The organism is Pseudoalteromonas sp. XMcav2-N (genome assembly GCF_024124545.1).
Classification (GTDB): domain Bacteria; phylum Pseudomonadota; class Gammaproteobacteria; order Enterobacterales; family Alteromonadaceae; genus Pseudoalteromonas.
The window spans coordinates 122967-138177 of record NZ_JAMXSF010000019.1; the positions used below are offsets into that span (position 1 = coordinate 122967).

Genomic DNA, 15211 nt, shown 5'->3' on the forward strand with positions numbered 1-15211 from the left:
TAACCTTCCAGGGGCATTATTCGATGATGAACAGAGGTTGATCAAACTCAACCGCATCGCCATTTTCAACCAGGATCGCCTTTACAACACCGGCTTTGTCTGACTCGATTTGGTTCATCATCTTCATCGCTTCAACGATACACAGTGTGTCGCCCACGTTAACTTTTGAACCCACTTCTACGTAAGCCGCAGCAGTTGGAGAAGACGCTGAGTAGAAAGTACCTACCATAGGTGATTTTACCTGATGGCCGGCAGGCGCGTCGCTGGCTGCAGCTGGTGCTTCCGCGGCTGGTGCTGGAGCTGCTGCAGGCGCTGCTGCAGGCGCTGCTGCTGTTGGTAATGAGTATTGCTGTGGCTGAGCAATGACTGGCGCGCTGCTGTGACGGTTGATGCGTACCGACTCTTCACCTTCGGTGATTTCCAGCTCAGCAATGCCTGATTCTTCTACTAATTCGATAAGTTTTTTGATCTTGCGAATATCCATAACTTGACCCGCCTGTTAGTTAATTTGAGTTATCTTGTTTGCGCAGCTTGGCTACGGCCGCCATTAATGCCGCTTCGTAGCCCAGTGCACCTAATCCACATATTACGCCTTGCGCCACATCCGAAAAGTAGGACTTGTGGCGAAAGGGCTCGCGTGCATAGACATTTGATAAATGCACTTCATAAAACGGAATGCTGACGCTTAGTAGGGCATCTCGCAAAGCAATACTGGTATGCGTGAAAGCAGCTGGGTTGAAGATGATACAATCAACACGATCATACTGAGCATGAATATGCTCAATCAGCTCTGCTTCGCTATTGCTCTGAAAGTGACTTAGCTCAACATCGTATTTTACTGCGCTTTGCGTCAGGCTCTGCATGATGTCTTTTAAGGTCCGGGTGCCGTACTTATCCGGCTCACGTCGGCCCAGCATGTTCAGGTTTGGGCCATTCAGGACTAAAATCTTCAAATTTGTAGACATAATGCGTGAAATTCCTTTATTTAGAAAACAAAGCCACTTTTTTCGAAAAAGACCTTGTTAACTTAAGCGTATGCACAGTAAATAGCAAATATTTCTCACGTTCGCGAACTATTATAGAGAGTTCAAGGTAAATAGCAGCAAAATACTGGTCTAATCAGCATAGGAAGAGACGAGACACAGAGGCAATTCTTCAGGCCTCTGTGTCGTGGGGAACAATTCTTTCGCTAAAAAGCAGGTTACATCACGTATTGGCGTACTTTTTCGAGGTGAGCGGCGAACTCGTCGGCATCCTGGAATCCGGTGATGCGCAGTTCGGGGATCTCATTGCCCTGGGTATCAAAGAACAAAATACTGGGCAGACCGAATACCGTAAATGCTTCCATGATCTCTATGGTGGTGTCGTTACTTTCGGTCAGATCGAGCTTTAAGGTATCGAAGTAGGCAAACTGCGCCTGTACCTGCTCGGTAGGAAAGGTGTATTTTTCAAACTCTTTACAGGCCACACACCACTCGGCATACAGATCCACCATGGCGATTTTACCGTTACTGTTGGCTTGCTCGACTGCCACATTTAGTGCAGCCAGGTCGTCCAGCAGTCTGAAGCCTTGCTTGGTGTCATTTTGCGCCACGCTTGTTTGAGCTGTTTCAGGTGCCGGGAAAACCACGCTTCTGGCTGTCAGCAAGCCAACTACGAATAAGCTGGTTGCCATTGCCCAGAGCAGGGTTTTGCCTTTGCCTTGTGCCTGAGCACTTTGCCAGTGGTGCAGATACAATGCGGTTGCCACCGCCAGCACCGACGCCAGACCCAGAATGATATTAAAGTCGAGGATCCGCTCCAGCAGGATCAGCGGCACAAACAGCATGACAAAACCAAACAGGGTTTTCACCTGATCCATCCAGCCTCCCGCTTTGGGCAGTAGTTTACCGCCTGAGGTGCCAAGCAGCAGCAGCGGCAGACCCATACCCAGACTCAGCGCATACAGCGTCAGGCCGCCCACCATAAAGTCGCCGCTTTGAGCAACATAAAGCAGGGCCGCAGACAAGGGGGCCGTGGTACAAGGTGAGGCAATCAGGCCTGACAACACGCCCATGGAAAACACTCCGGCATAGTTGCCGCCACTTTGCTGATTACTGATCTCAGTAAGCTTACTCATCATGCCGCTGGGCAGTTTGATTTCGTACCAGCCGAACATTGCAAAGGCCAGTAACACAAACAGTAAACTAAAGCTTATCAGCACCGCCGGATGTTGCAGATAGCCTTGCACCTGGCCACCAAAATAGGCCACCACTAAACCAAGAGCGGCATAGGTCACGGCCATGCCCTGAACATAAACAAAAGATAGACTAAAGGCCTTTTTAGTCGACAAATTTTGCTGTCCGGCAATAAGGCTAGAGAGGATTGGAAACATCGGGAAAACACACGGTGTAAAGGCCAGGCCCACACCCACCGCAAAAAACACCGCCAGGTTAGTGAGCAGCGATTGCTGCGCCAGTCGCTCCGTGAAGCTCAAATCGTCGCCGTTAGCGGATCCAGGCTCAGGCTGGCTGGTTGCTTTGGCGGGAGGGGTTGCATCAGCATCGCCGCCACTGACGAGTACAGTTAAAGGCACAGTGATCACTTCGGGCGGGTAACACAGCCCGGCTTCGGCACAGCCCTGATAGCGAATTTTGACGACTGCACCGTCGGTGATGTTACTGAGTCGGGAGATCACGGCAAATTGGTCAAAATACACTTCGGTTTTGCCAAAAAATTCATCCTCGATCATTTCACCCTGCGCATATTCGGGCACTGAAATGTCGGCCCCTTTGGCGATGATCTCCAGTTTCTTCTTATATAAGTAGTAGCCGGGTGCAATGTCCCAGCCGGTAAACAGCACTTTGCCCTGCTGGTCGAAGTCGAACTTAAACGCTTCTTCGACGGGTAAAAACGTTTGCTGCTTGGGAGCGAGCAAGCTATCGAGCACAGTAGCATTGCCTGCCGCTTGGCTGCCGGTGCTTAGCAGCATCAACAGGGCGGTCAAAACGGCCAGTATGCCGCTGGGTAAAAAGCGCGTCAGCATTCGCATTAATTCAGTACCTCATCAATCCAGTTAAAATAGTCCCGCGATCCAGCACAGACTTCGATGACCTGAATTTCAGGCACATCGTATTGGTGCAAACGGTGAATGGTCTCCATGACGGCCTCGACCAAGTCAACATGCGTTTTAATCATTAACTTGTACTCGCTGTCCTGAGTGACCTCACCCTGCCATACATAGATGGACTCAACGTTTGGCAAAATGTTCACACAGGCTGCCTGTTTATTTGCCACCAGCTGCCTGGCAATGTCTTGGGCCTGCGCATGAGTGTCACAGGTGGTCATGACTAATCGGTAAGGCGTCGTCATGGTTATCCTTTCACTTGAGCTAAATTTGCTCTAGTGTAACCAAACATGCTGGGTATCCCAAGCGCTTCACCTTTACTTTCAGCGCATTGATCGTGTGCTTTGCCGTGCCTGATGCGCGGGCTTGAAATAAGACCCGAGGACCCATACATCTATTTCAGTTATTTTGGAGATCCTATGTTTAAAGTCCTTTTTTTACTCTTTATTGTTATTCCCATCGCTGAAATAGCCCTGTTACTGCAAGTCAGTGAAGTCATCGGCGGATTTGCCACCCTGGCACTGGTGATCCTGACTGCGGTGTTTGGGGCGCGCCTGGTTAAGCAACAAGGTCTGGGTGCCTACGCCAATGTGCAACAACAAATGGCACGCGGCCAGTTACCCGCCAGCGATCTGTTTGCCGGTATTTGTGTGATCATTGCCGGTGTATTGCTGATGACGCCGGGAATTATGACTGATGTATTGGGCTTTATGCTGCTCACGCCAGCCATTCGCCAAAAATTAGCCAAGGCGCTGCTGCAACGTGCCACCGTACAGGTGCAAAGTGGTGGCATGTTCAGCCAACACACTACACAGCAACAAGAGCAGCAGTTTGACCCGTTTGCTGGTCGTCCTTCAGGTCATGGACAATCGCAGCGTGATGAGGGGAATACCACGTTAGAAGGCGAGTTTAAACGCAAGGACTAAAAAAATTGAAAAAAATGCTTGGGTTTTGTTTTGCCCATCCCCATAAAGTGAAGCAACTTAGAAATTAATTAGTTAGCCCCTTATAAACGGTGAGTTTGAGCGGGCAAACATCTTACACTATGTATTCTGTCATTGTTCAGAAACTGTTAGGAGAACTAAACACATGAACATTCGTCCTTTACATGATCGCGTTATTGTTAAGCGTCTTGAAGAAGAAACAAAGTCTGCTGGCGGTATCGTTTTAACTGGTTCTGCCGCTGAAAAATCAACCCGTGGTGAAGTGGTTGCTGTGGGCAACGGCCGCGTGTTGGACAATGGTGAAGTGAGAGCATTGCAAGTTAAAGCGGGCGACACAGTATTGTTCGGCTCGTACGTTGAGAAAACAGAAAAAATCGAAGGTCAGGAGTACCTGATCATGCGCGAAGATAACATCCTGGGCATCGTAGAATAAGCCCGGTCGTCGCACTCAACATTTAACGGTTAATCGAAAAGAATTTAGAGGAATAAATATCATGGCAGCTAAAGAAGTTCGTTTTGCAGGCGATGCCCGCACTAAAATGCTTAAAGGCGTAAACGTACTGGCAGACGCAGTAAAAGTAACTTTGGGTCCAAAGGGCCGTAACGTAGTACTGGATAAATCATTCGGTGCCCCTACCATTACTAAAGACGGTGTATCTGTTGCAAAAGAAATCGAACTGGAAGACAAGTTCGAGAACATGGGCGCGCAAATGGTGAAAGAAGTTGCGTCTAAAGCAAACGATGCGGCGGGTGACGGTACTACGACTGCAACGGTACTGGCACAAGCTATCGTGAATGAAGGTCTTAAGTCAGTGGCTGCGGGTATGAACCCGATGGATCTGAAGCGTGGTATCGACAAAGCCGTGATTGCTGCGGTTGAAGAGCTTAAAGCGCTATCTGTTCCTTGTTCAGACGCGAAAGCGATTGCTCAGGTAGGTACTATCTCTGCAAACTCTGACAAAGAAATTGGTGACATCATTGCAGAAGCAATGGAAAAAGTAGGTCGTGAATCTGGTGTTATCACCGTAGAAGAAGGCCAGTCGCTACAGAACGAATTAGACGTTGTTGAAGGTATGCAGTTTGACCGTGGTTACCTGTCTCCTTACTTCATCAACAATGCGGAAAAAGGCCAGGTAGAACTTGATAACCCGCACATTTTGTTGGTTGATAAAAAAGTATCTAACATCCGTGAACTGCTGCCAACTCTGGAAGCGGTTGCAAAAACCAGCAAGCCTCTGTTGATCATCGCTGAAGACCTTGAAGGTGAAGCGCTGGCGACTCTGGTTGTGAACAACATGCGTGGCATCGTAAAAGTTGCAGCGGTTAAAGCACCAGGGTTTGGCGACCGTCGTAAAGCGATGCTACAGGATATTGCTATCCTGACTGGCGGTACCGTTATCTCTGAAGAGATTGGTCTTGAGCTTGAAAAAGCAACAGTTGAAGACCTGGGTACTGCGAAGCGCGTTGTTATCACTAAAGATGACACAACCATCATCGATGGTGCGGGCGAGCAGGAAGGTATTGACGGCCGCGTTGCACAAATCAAAGCACAAATCGAAGAAGCGACTTCAGATTACGACAAAGAGAAACTACAAGAGCGTATGGCTAAACTGGCCGGCGGTGTTGCAGTGATCAAAGTTGGTGCCGCAACTGAAGTTGAAATGAAAGAGAAGAAAGATCGCGTTGAAGACGCCCTGCACGCAACGCGTGCTGCGGTTGAAGAAGGCGTAGTACCTGGTGGTGGTGTTGCACTGGTTCGCGTTGCGAGCAAGATCGAATCACTAACAGGCGACAACGAAGATCAGAACCACGGTATCAAAGTTGCGTTACGCGCGATGGAAGCACCGCTACGTCAAATCGTATCAAACGCGGGTGACGAAGCATCTGTGGTTGTTAATGCAGTGAAAGGCGGCGAAGGTAACTATGGTTACAACGCAGCGAACGGTCAGTATGACGACATGATTGAAATGGGTATCCTTGACCCAACTAAAGTAACGCGCTCTGCACTGCAGTTTGCAGCGTCTGTTGCTGGCCTGATGATCACCACAGAAGCCATGGTTGCTGAAATTCCGAAGGAAGAAGCAGCTGCTGCACCTGATATGGGTGGCATGGGCGGAATGGGCGGCATGGGCGGCATGATGTAATCGTCCCCCGGCACTATACGCTTTGAAAACCCGGCTTTGCCGGGTTTTTCATTTTATGTAATAAAAATTTGGCAAAGTGAACGATGTGATGAGGTCGTTTGTACTGAGGAAATTGAACATCAGGATTGTGCGATATATCTGTTTTAATAGAGGTTAATCTATTTAATTTAACTCTTTCATATAAATATAATCATATTTATGTGAGCTTTTCTTCTCATCTTAATAATTAAATAAGTAATGCTTCTTATTGTTGGTAAATATACTCTCAATGTGGCGTACTTTTGTGAGTTTGTATTATTATCGTCAAATGTTTGCAAAGAAAAAGCGGTTGACGCGTTTATATTCTTTTCTATAATCGACCGTGAAAACCTTCAAAGATTGAAGGTAATAAAATCAATAAGGATGAATATGTCTTTTTTCAAGAAAGCACTTGGCGCTGTTGGTATTGGCGCAGCAAAAGTAGACACATTGTTAGACCATCACCAGGTTGCACCTGGCGAGGAAATTTCCGGCACAGTTAAAATTAACGGCGGCAAAGTTGCTCAGGAGATCAACAAAATCGATCTCAAAGTGATGTGTACTTACACCGTTGAAAGAGAAAACAGTGAAGGTGAGTCGGAAACTGTCACTAAGCAACACACCTTAGCCAAATTTCGTATTAATGAGCGTTTTGCCATTGAGCCAGGTGATGAAAAGCATATTCCCTTTGCATTTGATTTAGACCTGGAAACGCCTATCACAGTCGGCGAGTCTCAAACCTGGATTGCCACTAATCTGGACATCGACATGGCGTTGGATAAATCCGATCGTGATTATATCCGTGTTGTGCCAACCGACCTGCAACAAGCCGTTATCGATAGCATGGAAGAACTGGGTTTCAAATTGTATGAATCAGACTGTGAAGGCATTGAAGAGGCTTCTTTCTCTCGCCTGCCATTCGTACAGGAGCTGGAGTTCAAAACCATTGCCGGCGAATTTCATGGCCGTTTCGATGAAGTAGAGATCGTCTTTTTCAATCGTGGCAGTCAGCTGGAGGTTATTTTTGAAATTGACCGTAAAGCTCGGGGCCTCAGAGGGTTTTTTGCCGAGGCACTTGATTTAGATGAATCAAAGGCTCGCCTGGTTATTGACGAAGATAACCTGGAGGACCTCGAAGATCTGATTTATGACCTGCTTGAGGATAACTGTTAACACTCAGGTTTTATTGCCAGGCCCGCGGTATACAACACGGCAGTTATGCCGCAGGCACCGACTATTTTATAGATAATTATAAGGACCATAATGAAAGCACTCACTTCTTTGGTAACTATCCCAGCCTTATTACTGCTTACTGCATGTGGTAGTGACGAACCATCCACTGAGCTGCCACAATGCGACGATGATGATGTCATGGAATTGGTTCATGACATCGTAAAAGAAGAGGCAAAATCTCAGTTGTTTAATGTGATGCTAACCCAGGCTGGCAAAGCAGGCGAAATCACGTACGAGCGAGCTGTTGAGGTCAAAGGGCGCTCGGCAGATTTGGCAAAAGTACTGGATGCGGTCGACGAAGCGATAGAGCAACAGGATCTGAGGTATTCAGATATCGCACAGTCCTCTCAGGACGTCAGTTTACAAAAAATATGGTGTAGTGCCAGCATGATGAGCCCTGGTGGTCAAAAGCCTGCAATCATTAACTATACAGCATTATATGAAGGTGATGATGTTGAAGTGTTGGTGACTTTCTAGCCTTTGGCATTTGCGTATTAATGGGCAGAATAAATCTGCCCATAATTCTTCCCTATGTGATTATTATTAAATGAATTGTTAATACCGTTTTTTGCGCAAGTATCTATATCTCATTTAAACGTCATTTTTATTTCAATGTTTGCGTATGTCTACACATACTGACTTTCACCTCTGTACCTCTATTTTTTGAACTTTATGAAGCGAGTTATATATTGGTGCTTGGTTATCCACTGCAATTATGTAGAATAGAAAATCTGAATTCGTATCAAGGTAGATCAGGTGACAATGAATGTCCGATTTTAAAGTTTGGAAACTGATAAGTCTGCTCTGTGTAATGTGCTTAATGTTGGGGTGCGAATCGAAAGAGGAGCGCATCCAGCAAACGATTACTTACACACTTCAGGACGCCTCAAGGGCCATCAACACCTTAGGTGATGCGCTCGATAAAAATCAAGTGCGTAATGCCAATCTCTTAACCGAATATGGCAAGGTGCTGAGTCAGCAGAATCCACAATTGAGTAAGATTGCTCAATTGGTTGCACAGGATGCAACCAGTGCCGGTCCACTATATCAAAATTTACTGACCCGCTATCAGGCGCTCAAATCTCCTCAGCCGGGTATGAGCAGTGATGACCTTATTGAGCAGGCGGTACTACTCAAAGAAGCTGCTTCTGTGAGTTTATTCAACGATGCACTGACTGATCCCATCAATGTTCTGGCCGATATGTCCAACGGCACACTGGCTCGGGTTGGTGCTGTCAGTCAGGCTGCCGAGCAGGCAGCCAATAACGGCCAACAAGCAGTGGGTAACCAATTAGTCGGCAACGCCAACTATGGTGAGTGGCAGACCAGCTCCAATGGTACCAGTTTTTGGATGTGGTATGGCATGTACAGAATGCTCGGTGATTTGTTGGGGGATGTAGAATACAGCAGCTGGAGTAAGCGTCGAAAATATAGCTACTACAGCGATTATGGCCGCAAACGATACACCAGTTATCAGAGCTACAAGCGCCAGAATACGATTGAGCAGCGTACCCGGCAGTCTTATCAGCGCCAGGGTAAGCAGTTTACTAGCCCCTATGCAAAAAGAAAATCGGGCGCTTCTGGTCTCAGTCGTGCCAGTCACACCCCCTCATCAGTATCGCGAAGCAGCTACTCGAGAGCAAAATCGGGATCAGGCTCAATTCGCAATAGTTCAAACCGGACCTCTCGCGGCGTTAGCCGGGGCAAGTAGTGCATCAGATAGCGGAGTTAATACATGTATCAATTTAACGGATTAACTGCCTGGACATTTCAGGCACTTCTCATCGATATGGCGGTGATCATTGCCCTGTTTGTGAGCTTAAAATATATCAAGGGGTGGGTGTCAAACCTGCACGCGAATGACGAAATTACCGAGCGCGACAACTTTGCTTTTGGTTTGAGTTTTGCTGGTGGTTTGACCGGGCTTGCCATTGTACTGACTGGAATAACCAGCGGTGCTTTCGCAAGTACACTGACTCAGGAAGCCCTGCAAATGGCAGGCTATGGCGCCGTGGGGATTGTGTTGATCAAGCTGGGACACTTTTTTCAGGATAAAGTGGCGCTGCGCAAAGTGGATTTGCACAGTGAAATCCTCAAAGGCAACATCACGTCGGCTTTGATTGACTTTGGTCATGTGGTCAGTGTTGCTATTGTGATCCGCTCAGCGTTGCTGTGGGTACTGACGGAAGGCTGGTATGGGTTGCCTATTGTGGTGGCAGCTTTTGTCATAGGTAACGTGTGCATGTTGCTGGTAAGCCAATACCGGGTACAACTGTTTAAACGCACAAACCGCAACGGTGACTGTTTGCAACAGGCCATTGTGGACAACAATGTGGCGGTCGGTATTCGCTATGCCGGGTTTCTTATTGGTGCAGCATTGGCATTGACTGCAGCGTCTGGCCTGGCACCGTATGTGGCCGACAATATGATCAGTAGCCTGACGTACTGGAGTATTGCCGCACTGGGTAGTATCGTTTTGTTCGCACTGTTACACCTGGTGATGATCAAGGTTATTCTGGCCGGCACTGATATTTCCGATGAAGTGAATCGTCAGAAGAACATTGGTGTAGCAACCATTTCCGCGGCGGTGTCCTTTGCGGTCGGTGTTACCATGGCAACCTTGCTGGGTGCGTAATTCTTGAGTGTATCGGTAACCCCAAATCAACCTAAAGTGACCGGCAGCATGTCGCTGTTTGGTCACGATGTTTTACTGATCGGTGTGATGGCCATTTTAGCTGGCTGTGGCCTGATCTATGAATATTTACTCTCCCATTATGCCGGCAGGGTGCTTGGCTCAGTTGAAAGCGCCATTTATGCCATGATAGGCACTATGATAGTGGCAATGGGAATAGGTGCATTCTTAGCGCGCTGGTTTAAAGACCCATTTACGGCGTTTGCCTGGCTGGAAAGCCTGATTGCTTTACTGGGGATGAGCAGTATTTTGATCATCGCCAGCATTATCGCATTGACCTACACCTTACCTCACACCCTCTCCAGTCTCTATAACCTGCCACCTGATAGTTTACTCGATGGCAGACCGCTCCAGCAGTTGCAAGAGTTTGCCCGCTTTTTGCCTTATATATTTGGCTTAATTCTGGGTATATTGATAGGCATGGAAATTCCCTTGATCGCCCGTATTCGTCAGCAGGTCTATGGTCGCTTTTTGGAAAATAACGCCGGCACTATTTATGGGGCAGACTATATTGGTGCGGGAGTCGGCGCCGCGATTTGGGTCATGATTATGCTGGCGCTGCCCATTATGCAGGCTGCTGCCTGGACAGCGTTGTTTAACATTGTTGCCGGGCTGATTTTTTTGTGGCGTTATCATCCGTATGTGCGCTTTGCCAGGCTCTTGCTGGTGTGTCATATCCTGTTGCTGGGCGTGTTTACCGTGATACTACTCAATGGCACTGCATGGATGAAAGACCTCAGCAATGTGCTATACAAAGACAAAGTGATTTACTCCGAGTCGACCAAATATCAGCATGTGGTGATCACGGAGCGCCTCAGTCGTACGCAGGCGACTCCTATTAATGATTTATTTTTAAATGGGCGCTTACAGTTTTCATCAGTAGACGAGCAAATCTATCACACTATGCTGGTGTACCCGGCTATGCTGGCGTCTAATCGCCATGATAAAGTGCTGATCATTGGTGGTGGCGACGGCTTGGCTTTACGTGATGTACTTAAGTGGCCGGTACAAAGCGCAACCTTGATTGACCTGGATGGTCAGCTGCTGTCATTGTTTGGTTTACAGGGTCAGGCGTTTGAGGCAAGACCAGAGATTACCTCCAAGCTGGTGTGGCTCAATCAGGATGCGCTTAATTCCCCCAGAGCAGAGGTGATTGTGGCAGACGCTTTTTTAGAAGTCGAAAGTATGCTCGACCGCGGTGAGCAATTCGATACAATTATTATTGATCTGCCAGACCCTAACCATCCGGATCTGAATAAACTTTACAGTGATTATTTTTATAATCATGTTCGTCAACTGTTGGCACCCGATGGAGCATTGGCCATTCAGTCGACATCGCCTTACCATGCTAAGAGTGCCTTTATCAGTATCGCAAAAACGGTAAAGCAGGCCGGGTTTGAGCATGTAGAGCAGTATCAGCAGAACATTCCCTCCTTTGGTCAATGGGGGTGGACAATTGCAACGCGTACCGGCCAGCCCGCCAGTGCAAGAATTGCATTAGCCGAGCACCTGCCGGTTGCCAGCAACTGGGTAAGCAAAAAATATTTACTGTCCTCTTTCGCGTTTCCTAACCGTTTCTTTGATAAGAATAAAGATATTGAAGTCAATCGTTTAGGTTCTGGTGTTCTGTACGATTATTACCGCCAGGCATGGCAAACGGAAGATGAGTTGTATAAAAATTAACGCAATAGTGTTGACATATTATGTCGCACGTGCAAATCTTAACTCAGACATAATATGTCAAAACGAAAAGGTAAAAAAGATGGAATTAAATGAACTATCAATCAAATTGGCATCATTTGAAACGGAAGGTGCTAACTTCGAGTCCTTTCTGATCAGCAATGAGGGTGAGCAAGATGTATTGCAAGTGATTGTAGAGGGAAATGACGAATTACCGATTTTTGTGACTCAGACAGAAGAGCAGCTGGTGTGTATCAGCTATCTGTTTAACGAAAACGAAGTGAAGCCTGAGTTATTGAACGAGTTAAATGAAGCTTTGTTAAAACTCAATGTACCTATCCCCTTGAGTGCGTTTGCTAAGATTGATGAACAGTACGCTATTTTTGGCGCACTGGCTGTTTCCTCCTCCATCGATGAGATAACGCACGAACTGGTCACTCTGGCAGACAATGCCATCGAAGCGCTTGATGCCGTGACTGTGTATTTAAAAGATTAATAGTGGAGCAGTGAGATGAGTATTTTAAAGAAATTATTTACAGCCGTACGTGGTGGTGCCCGTGAAGTGGGTGAATCGATTGTCGATGCCAATGGCATTCGTATCTTTGAGCAGGAAATTGCCGACGCCAAAAATGCGCTGGCAAAAGCCAAAAAAAGCCTGACCGAAGTGATGGCGAAAGAGATGCAGACTAAACGCAAACTGGCCGCCCTGGATGAGAGCATTGCCGAGCATGAAGACTACGCAGGTCAGGCATTACAGCAGGGTAATGAAGCGCTGGCAGTCGAAATCGCTGAAAAAATTGGTGAATTTGAAACAGAGAAAGAAGAGCATCAGCAAGTGCTGGATGGCTTTACTAAGCATGTGATCCTGCTTAAGCAGCAAGTTAAGGACGCAGAAAAATCGATCAAAGAAAATCAGCGTCAGTTGACTATGGTGAAAACCACTGAAAGCGTGCAAAAGGCCACCATGGCGGTAAACAGCACGCTTAACACCAATGAGTCGTCTATGGTGAATGCACGTCAGTCACTGGAGCGTATTAAGCAACGTCAGCTGGACAGACAAGACCAACTGGCCGCAGCGAAAGAGCTGGAAGCTGCTGAAACAGGCGCGGATCTGAAAGCAAAAATGGCGGAAGCGGGCATTGGCTCAACGCAAAAGAGCAATGATATTCTGGATCGCATTAAGGCAAAACAAGCCAAGTAATGTGGTTTGAATGATAAAAGGAGGCCTGGCCTCCTTTTTTGCCTTGTTTATTTTCTCAAAGGTGAGTTATGTTTGGTTTTTTCAAATCTAAGAAAGCCCCTGAGCGTCAGTTGAATCATGCCCGCGACTTGCGCGTCGGAGACATGTTGACGTTGATTGATTCCTTTGCCTACCCCGATTGGCTGAAAGGTCAGACGCTTAAGGTTACAGCGGTGCAAACCTATCAATATCAACACAGTGCTGAGTATGAGTTTGTGCTTGAATCAGAGTCAGGCAAAGTGGTCTTTTTACAGATAGAACAAGATGACGGCGAAGAATTTGCTAACTTTGCAGTGAAGATCCAACGCGATGATGTGGATGCGATATTTACGCTGGACGAATTTGCGCGGATTTTTGATGAAGAATCCCTGACAGAAATTAAGACACAGGCCAGGCCGGCAGCCTTTGAGCGTTTTCTGGGACAGAGCTACCAGCAAAGCGAGGCACCTTATGTGGCCTATTATTACGAGCAGGACTATCGGGGTCGCACATTACCACGTTACCAGGATGAAAGCGGTGAAACCTGTGAAGTGATTGAGCTGGTATCGCCCGATGAGAAGCACAGTATCAATATTGAAATTTGGGATGGCGGTGAGACAGACGTATCTCTGGTTTTAACTCGGCCGCTTAGCGACATTGTTGATCTGTTTCCCGGGGCCTGATAGTGACTGATAAACAAGCTAAATGGCAACGTCAGGAACGGGCGTTGCGTGCCACCCAGATGGCGTTTGATTTAACCACTGAGGTTCAGAAAAGCCTTAAAAAGCAGGCTATTGACGAAGAACTCACGCCGTCGGATATGATCCGAAAAATCCTCGATTTAGAGGTCAAATCAAAAAAAACCCGGCAGCGATTGTCGTTTAATCTAACCGATGAAGAAATTGCCTTGCTGGCACAACGTTTTGGTGTGGACCCCACCGATAAGCGCGCAGTAAAGCAGCAGGTTGCCAGTTTACTGATCAATCGCTATACCGAGTCTCAGGGGTAGCTCTGTGCTCACCCTGCTTCCTATTTCATCAGCTTGTGATGTGCTTTTTGGTAATAACGCGTGCAATCACCGGTTTTATCGCAAAATGAGACAAAGCCGATACCGTTGCAAACAATACCACACCGACAAAGGGCATCGCGGGTCCTGACATTAAACAGGCACCCAGTACATAGCCCAGGATGCACTCCATTCTGTACAGTGGCACAAACAGTGCGGTGATCAACAGCCCCAGTAACATGAATTTGGCCAGCGTATGAAAGCCCAGGCTGAATACGATTGTCTGGCACAAACTGAACAGCAACAACATACCAAACCCTAATTGAATAGTGCGCCAGGCTTTATTGTCGGCCATGTCGTGCTGAGCGCTTGCCGTCAACCTTGCCTGAATGTGTATGCCAGTTATCCACACCAGCGCGGGCAAAATAATCAGCCCCCACCAGTTTGAAACGCCCGGTAAATCTGCACGCATCAGTAAATGATGGGTGACGATGCCACCATTGAAATGTTCCCAAATTAGCTGAGCTGCCTGAAGCAACAAAACGCCAGCAAGAAACACATTTCTTGTTCTGCTGAGTTGTTGTGTATTCATACTTTTTCTTCCTTATCGGGTTTGTTCTTAGTTAGTATGTAGCGTATGAAAGCAATGGGTGTTCCATATTTAACTCTTTGATTTTTTAGTGTGTTACTGGGCTTTATATTTTGCTTTTTACCAACATTTGAGTATTTTGATTAAATGATAGTGGCTTGGAAAAATGGAGCGGGAAGCGCACGGTTTCGTGGTAACCATGAATATATTCATAATATGAGCAGGCAGAACAGGCGTGACTGAGCTAGAGTTACAGGGCCTGATATCACCGCTGGCTTGCATCATAGGCAGCAGCTTGCGATACAGGCGGTAAACCTTACTGGAGTCAGCAGGTAGTAGGGACAGTTTATTATCCCAGGCCACCAGGTCGGCTCTATGTGTTACATCATGATATGTATGTCGGGTGTGTACCCGTTAACCACAATGAGTGAAAGAGCTGGCATGGGGCGGTGTTTTTTTTAAGGAGCAACTCATGGCAGAACACCAATCACGCGCACGTTTTTTTCAACAGCATCCCAAAGCCAGAGCACATGCCGCATTGGATGATGCAACCAATCAGCAACTTAAGGTCACTCCGGGC

Annotated in this window: 17 protein-coding genes; 12 read left to right on the forward strand and 5 right to left on the reverse strand. The window is 47.2% G+C overall.

From position 1 onward, the window contains the following. Positions 1 to 16 precede the first annotated feature (16 nt). The 4 genes from accB to cutA all read right to left on the reverse strand — a co-directional run bounded on the left by accB (position 17) and on the right by cutA (position 3351). Positions 17 to 484 carry an acetyl-CoA carboxylase biotin carboxyl carrier protein gene (gene accB / locus NH568_RS20510; RefSeq protein ID WP_253050426.1) on the reverse strand — a complete coding sequence of 156 codons (468 nt, stop codon included), beginning with the start codon at positions 482 to 484 and terminating at the stop codon, positions 17 to 19. Positions 485 to 503: 19 nt separating this feature from the next. Then, positions 504 to 965, reverse strand: a complete 462-nt coding sequence (gene aroQ / locus NH568_RS20515; RefSeq protein ID WP_253050428.1) for a type II 3-dehydroquinate dehydratase — start codon at positions 963 to 965, stop codon at positions 504 to 506. A gap of 236 nt (positions 966 to 1201) precedes the next feature. Further along, positions 1202 to 3031 (reverse strand): protein-disulfide reductase DsbD, encoded by a 1830-nt coding sequence (locus NH568_RS20520; RefSeq protein ID WP_253050431.1) that lies wholly within the window; start codon positions 3029 to 3031, stop codon positions 1202 to 1204. Continuing rightward, a complete protein-coding gene (gene cutA, locus NH568_RS20525) occupies positions 3031 to 3351 on the reverse strand; it encodes a divalent-cation tolerance protein CutA (RefSeq protein WP_253050433.1) in 321 nt (106 codons plus the stop codon). Before cutA ends, NH568_RS20520 begins: the two co-directional genes overlap by 1 nt. A 174-nt stretch (positions 3352 to 3525) precedes the next feature. On the opposite strand from cutA, the gene NH568_RS20530 reads away from it, so the two are divergent. The 12 genes from NH568_RS20530 to NH568_RS20585 all read left to right on the forward strand — a co-directional run bounded on the left by NH568_RS20530 (position 3526) and on the right by NH568_RS20585 (position 14045). Next, positions 3526 to 4032, forward strand: coding sequence for an FxsA family protein (locus NH568_RS20530; protein WP_054014888.1), 507 nt, complete (start codon positions 3526 to 3528; stop codon positions 4030 to 4032). Positions 4033 to 4195: 163 nt separating this feature from the next. Then, positions 4196 to 4483 carry a co-chaperone GroES gene (locus NH568_RS20535; protein WP_010383739.1) on the forward strand — a complete coding sequence of 96 codons (288 nt, stop codon included), beginning with the start codon at positions 4196 to 4198 and terminating at the stop codon, positions 4481 to 4483. Positions 4484 to 4544: 61 nt separating this feature from the next. Next, entirely contained in the window at positions 4545 to 6194 is a 1650-nt protein-coding gene (gene groL / locus NH568_RS20540) for a chaperonin GroEL (RefSeq protein ID WP_010383738.1), read from the forward strand. Between the two features lie 408 nt (positions 6195 to 6602). Next, positions 6603 to 7385: a sporulation protein gene (locus NH568_RS20545; protein ID WP_253050435.1), complete on the forward strand. Its 783-nt coding sequence runs from the start codon at positions 6603 to 6605 to the stop codon at positions 7383 to 7385. 90 nt (positions 7386 to 7475) lie between these two features. Then, on the forward strand, positions 7476 to 7922 hold the full coding sequence (locus NH568_RS20550) for a hypothetical protein (protein ID WP_253050437.1): 447 nt from the start codon (positions 7476 to 7478) through the stop codon (positions 7920 to 7922). A gap of 289 nt (positions 7923 to 8211) precedes the next feature. Further along, on the forward strand, positions 8212 to 9156 hold the full coding sequence (locus NH568_RS20555) for a CHAD domain-containing protein (RefSeq protein ID WP_253050439.1): 945 nt from the start codon (positions 8212 to 8214) through the stop codon (positions 9154 to 9156). Between the two features lie 24 nt (positions 9157 to 9180). Then, a complete protein-coding gene (locus NH568_RS20560) occupies positions 9181 to 10080 on the forward strand; it encodes a DUF350 domain-containing protein (protein ID WP_253050441.1) in 900 nt (299 codons plus the stop codon). A 48-nt stretch (positions 10081 to 10128) separates the two neighbouring features. Continuing rightward, a complete protein-coding gene (locus NH568_RS20565) occupies positions 10129 to 11820 on the forward strand; it encodes a polyamine aminopropyltransferase (protein WP_253050458.1) in 1692 nt (563 codons plus the stop codon). A 79-nt stretch (positions 11821 to 11899) separates the two neighbouring features. Next, on the forward strand, positions 11900 to 12313 hold the full coding sequence (locus NH568_RS20570) for a DUF2170 family protein (RefSeq protein ID WP_046004856.1): 414 nt from the start codon (positions 11900 to 11902) through the stop codon (positions 12311 to 12313). Between the two features lie 15 nt (positions 12314 to 12328). Continuing rightward, positions 12329 to 13018 carry a PspA/IM30 family protein gene (locus NH568_RS20575; protein WP_138550819.1) on the forward strand — a complete coding sequence of 230 codons (690 nt, stop codon included), beginning with the start codon at positions 12329 to 12331 and terminating at the stop codon, positions 13016 to 13018. Positions 13019 to 13086: 68 nt separating this feature from the next. Next, positions 13087 to 13719 (forward strand): DUF4178 domain-containing protein, encoded by a 633-nt coding sequence (locus NH568_RS20580; protein WP_253050443.1) that lies wholly within the window; start codon positions 13087 to 13089, stop codon positions 13717 to 13719. A gap of 2 nt (positions 13720 to 13721) precedes the next feature. After that, entirely contained in the window at positions 13722 to 14045 is a 324-nt protein-coding gene (locus NH568_RS20585; protein ID WP_054014878.1) for a hypothetical protein, read from the forward strand. A 28-nt stretch (positions 14046 to 14073) separates the two neighbouring features. Here NH568_RS20585 and NH568_RS20590 read toward each other — a convergent pair whose 3' ends face one another. After that, positions 14074 to 14634, reverse strand: coding sequence for a hypothetical protein (locus NH568_RS20590; protein ID WP_253050445.1), 561 nt, complete (start codon positions 14632 to 14634; stop codon positions 14074 to 14076). Positions 14635 to 15211 lie beyond the last annotated feature (577 nt).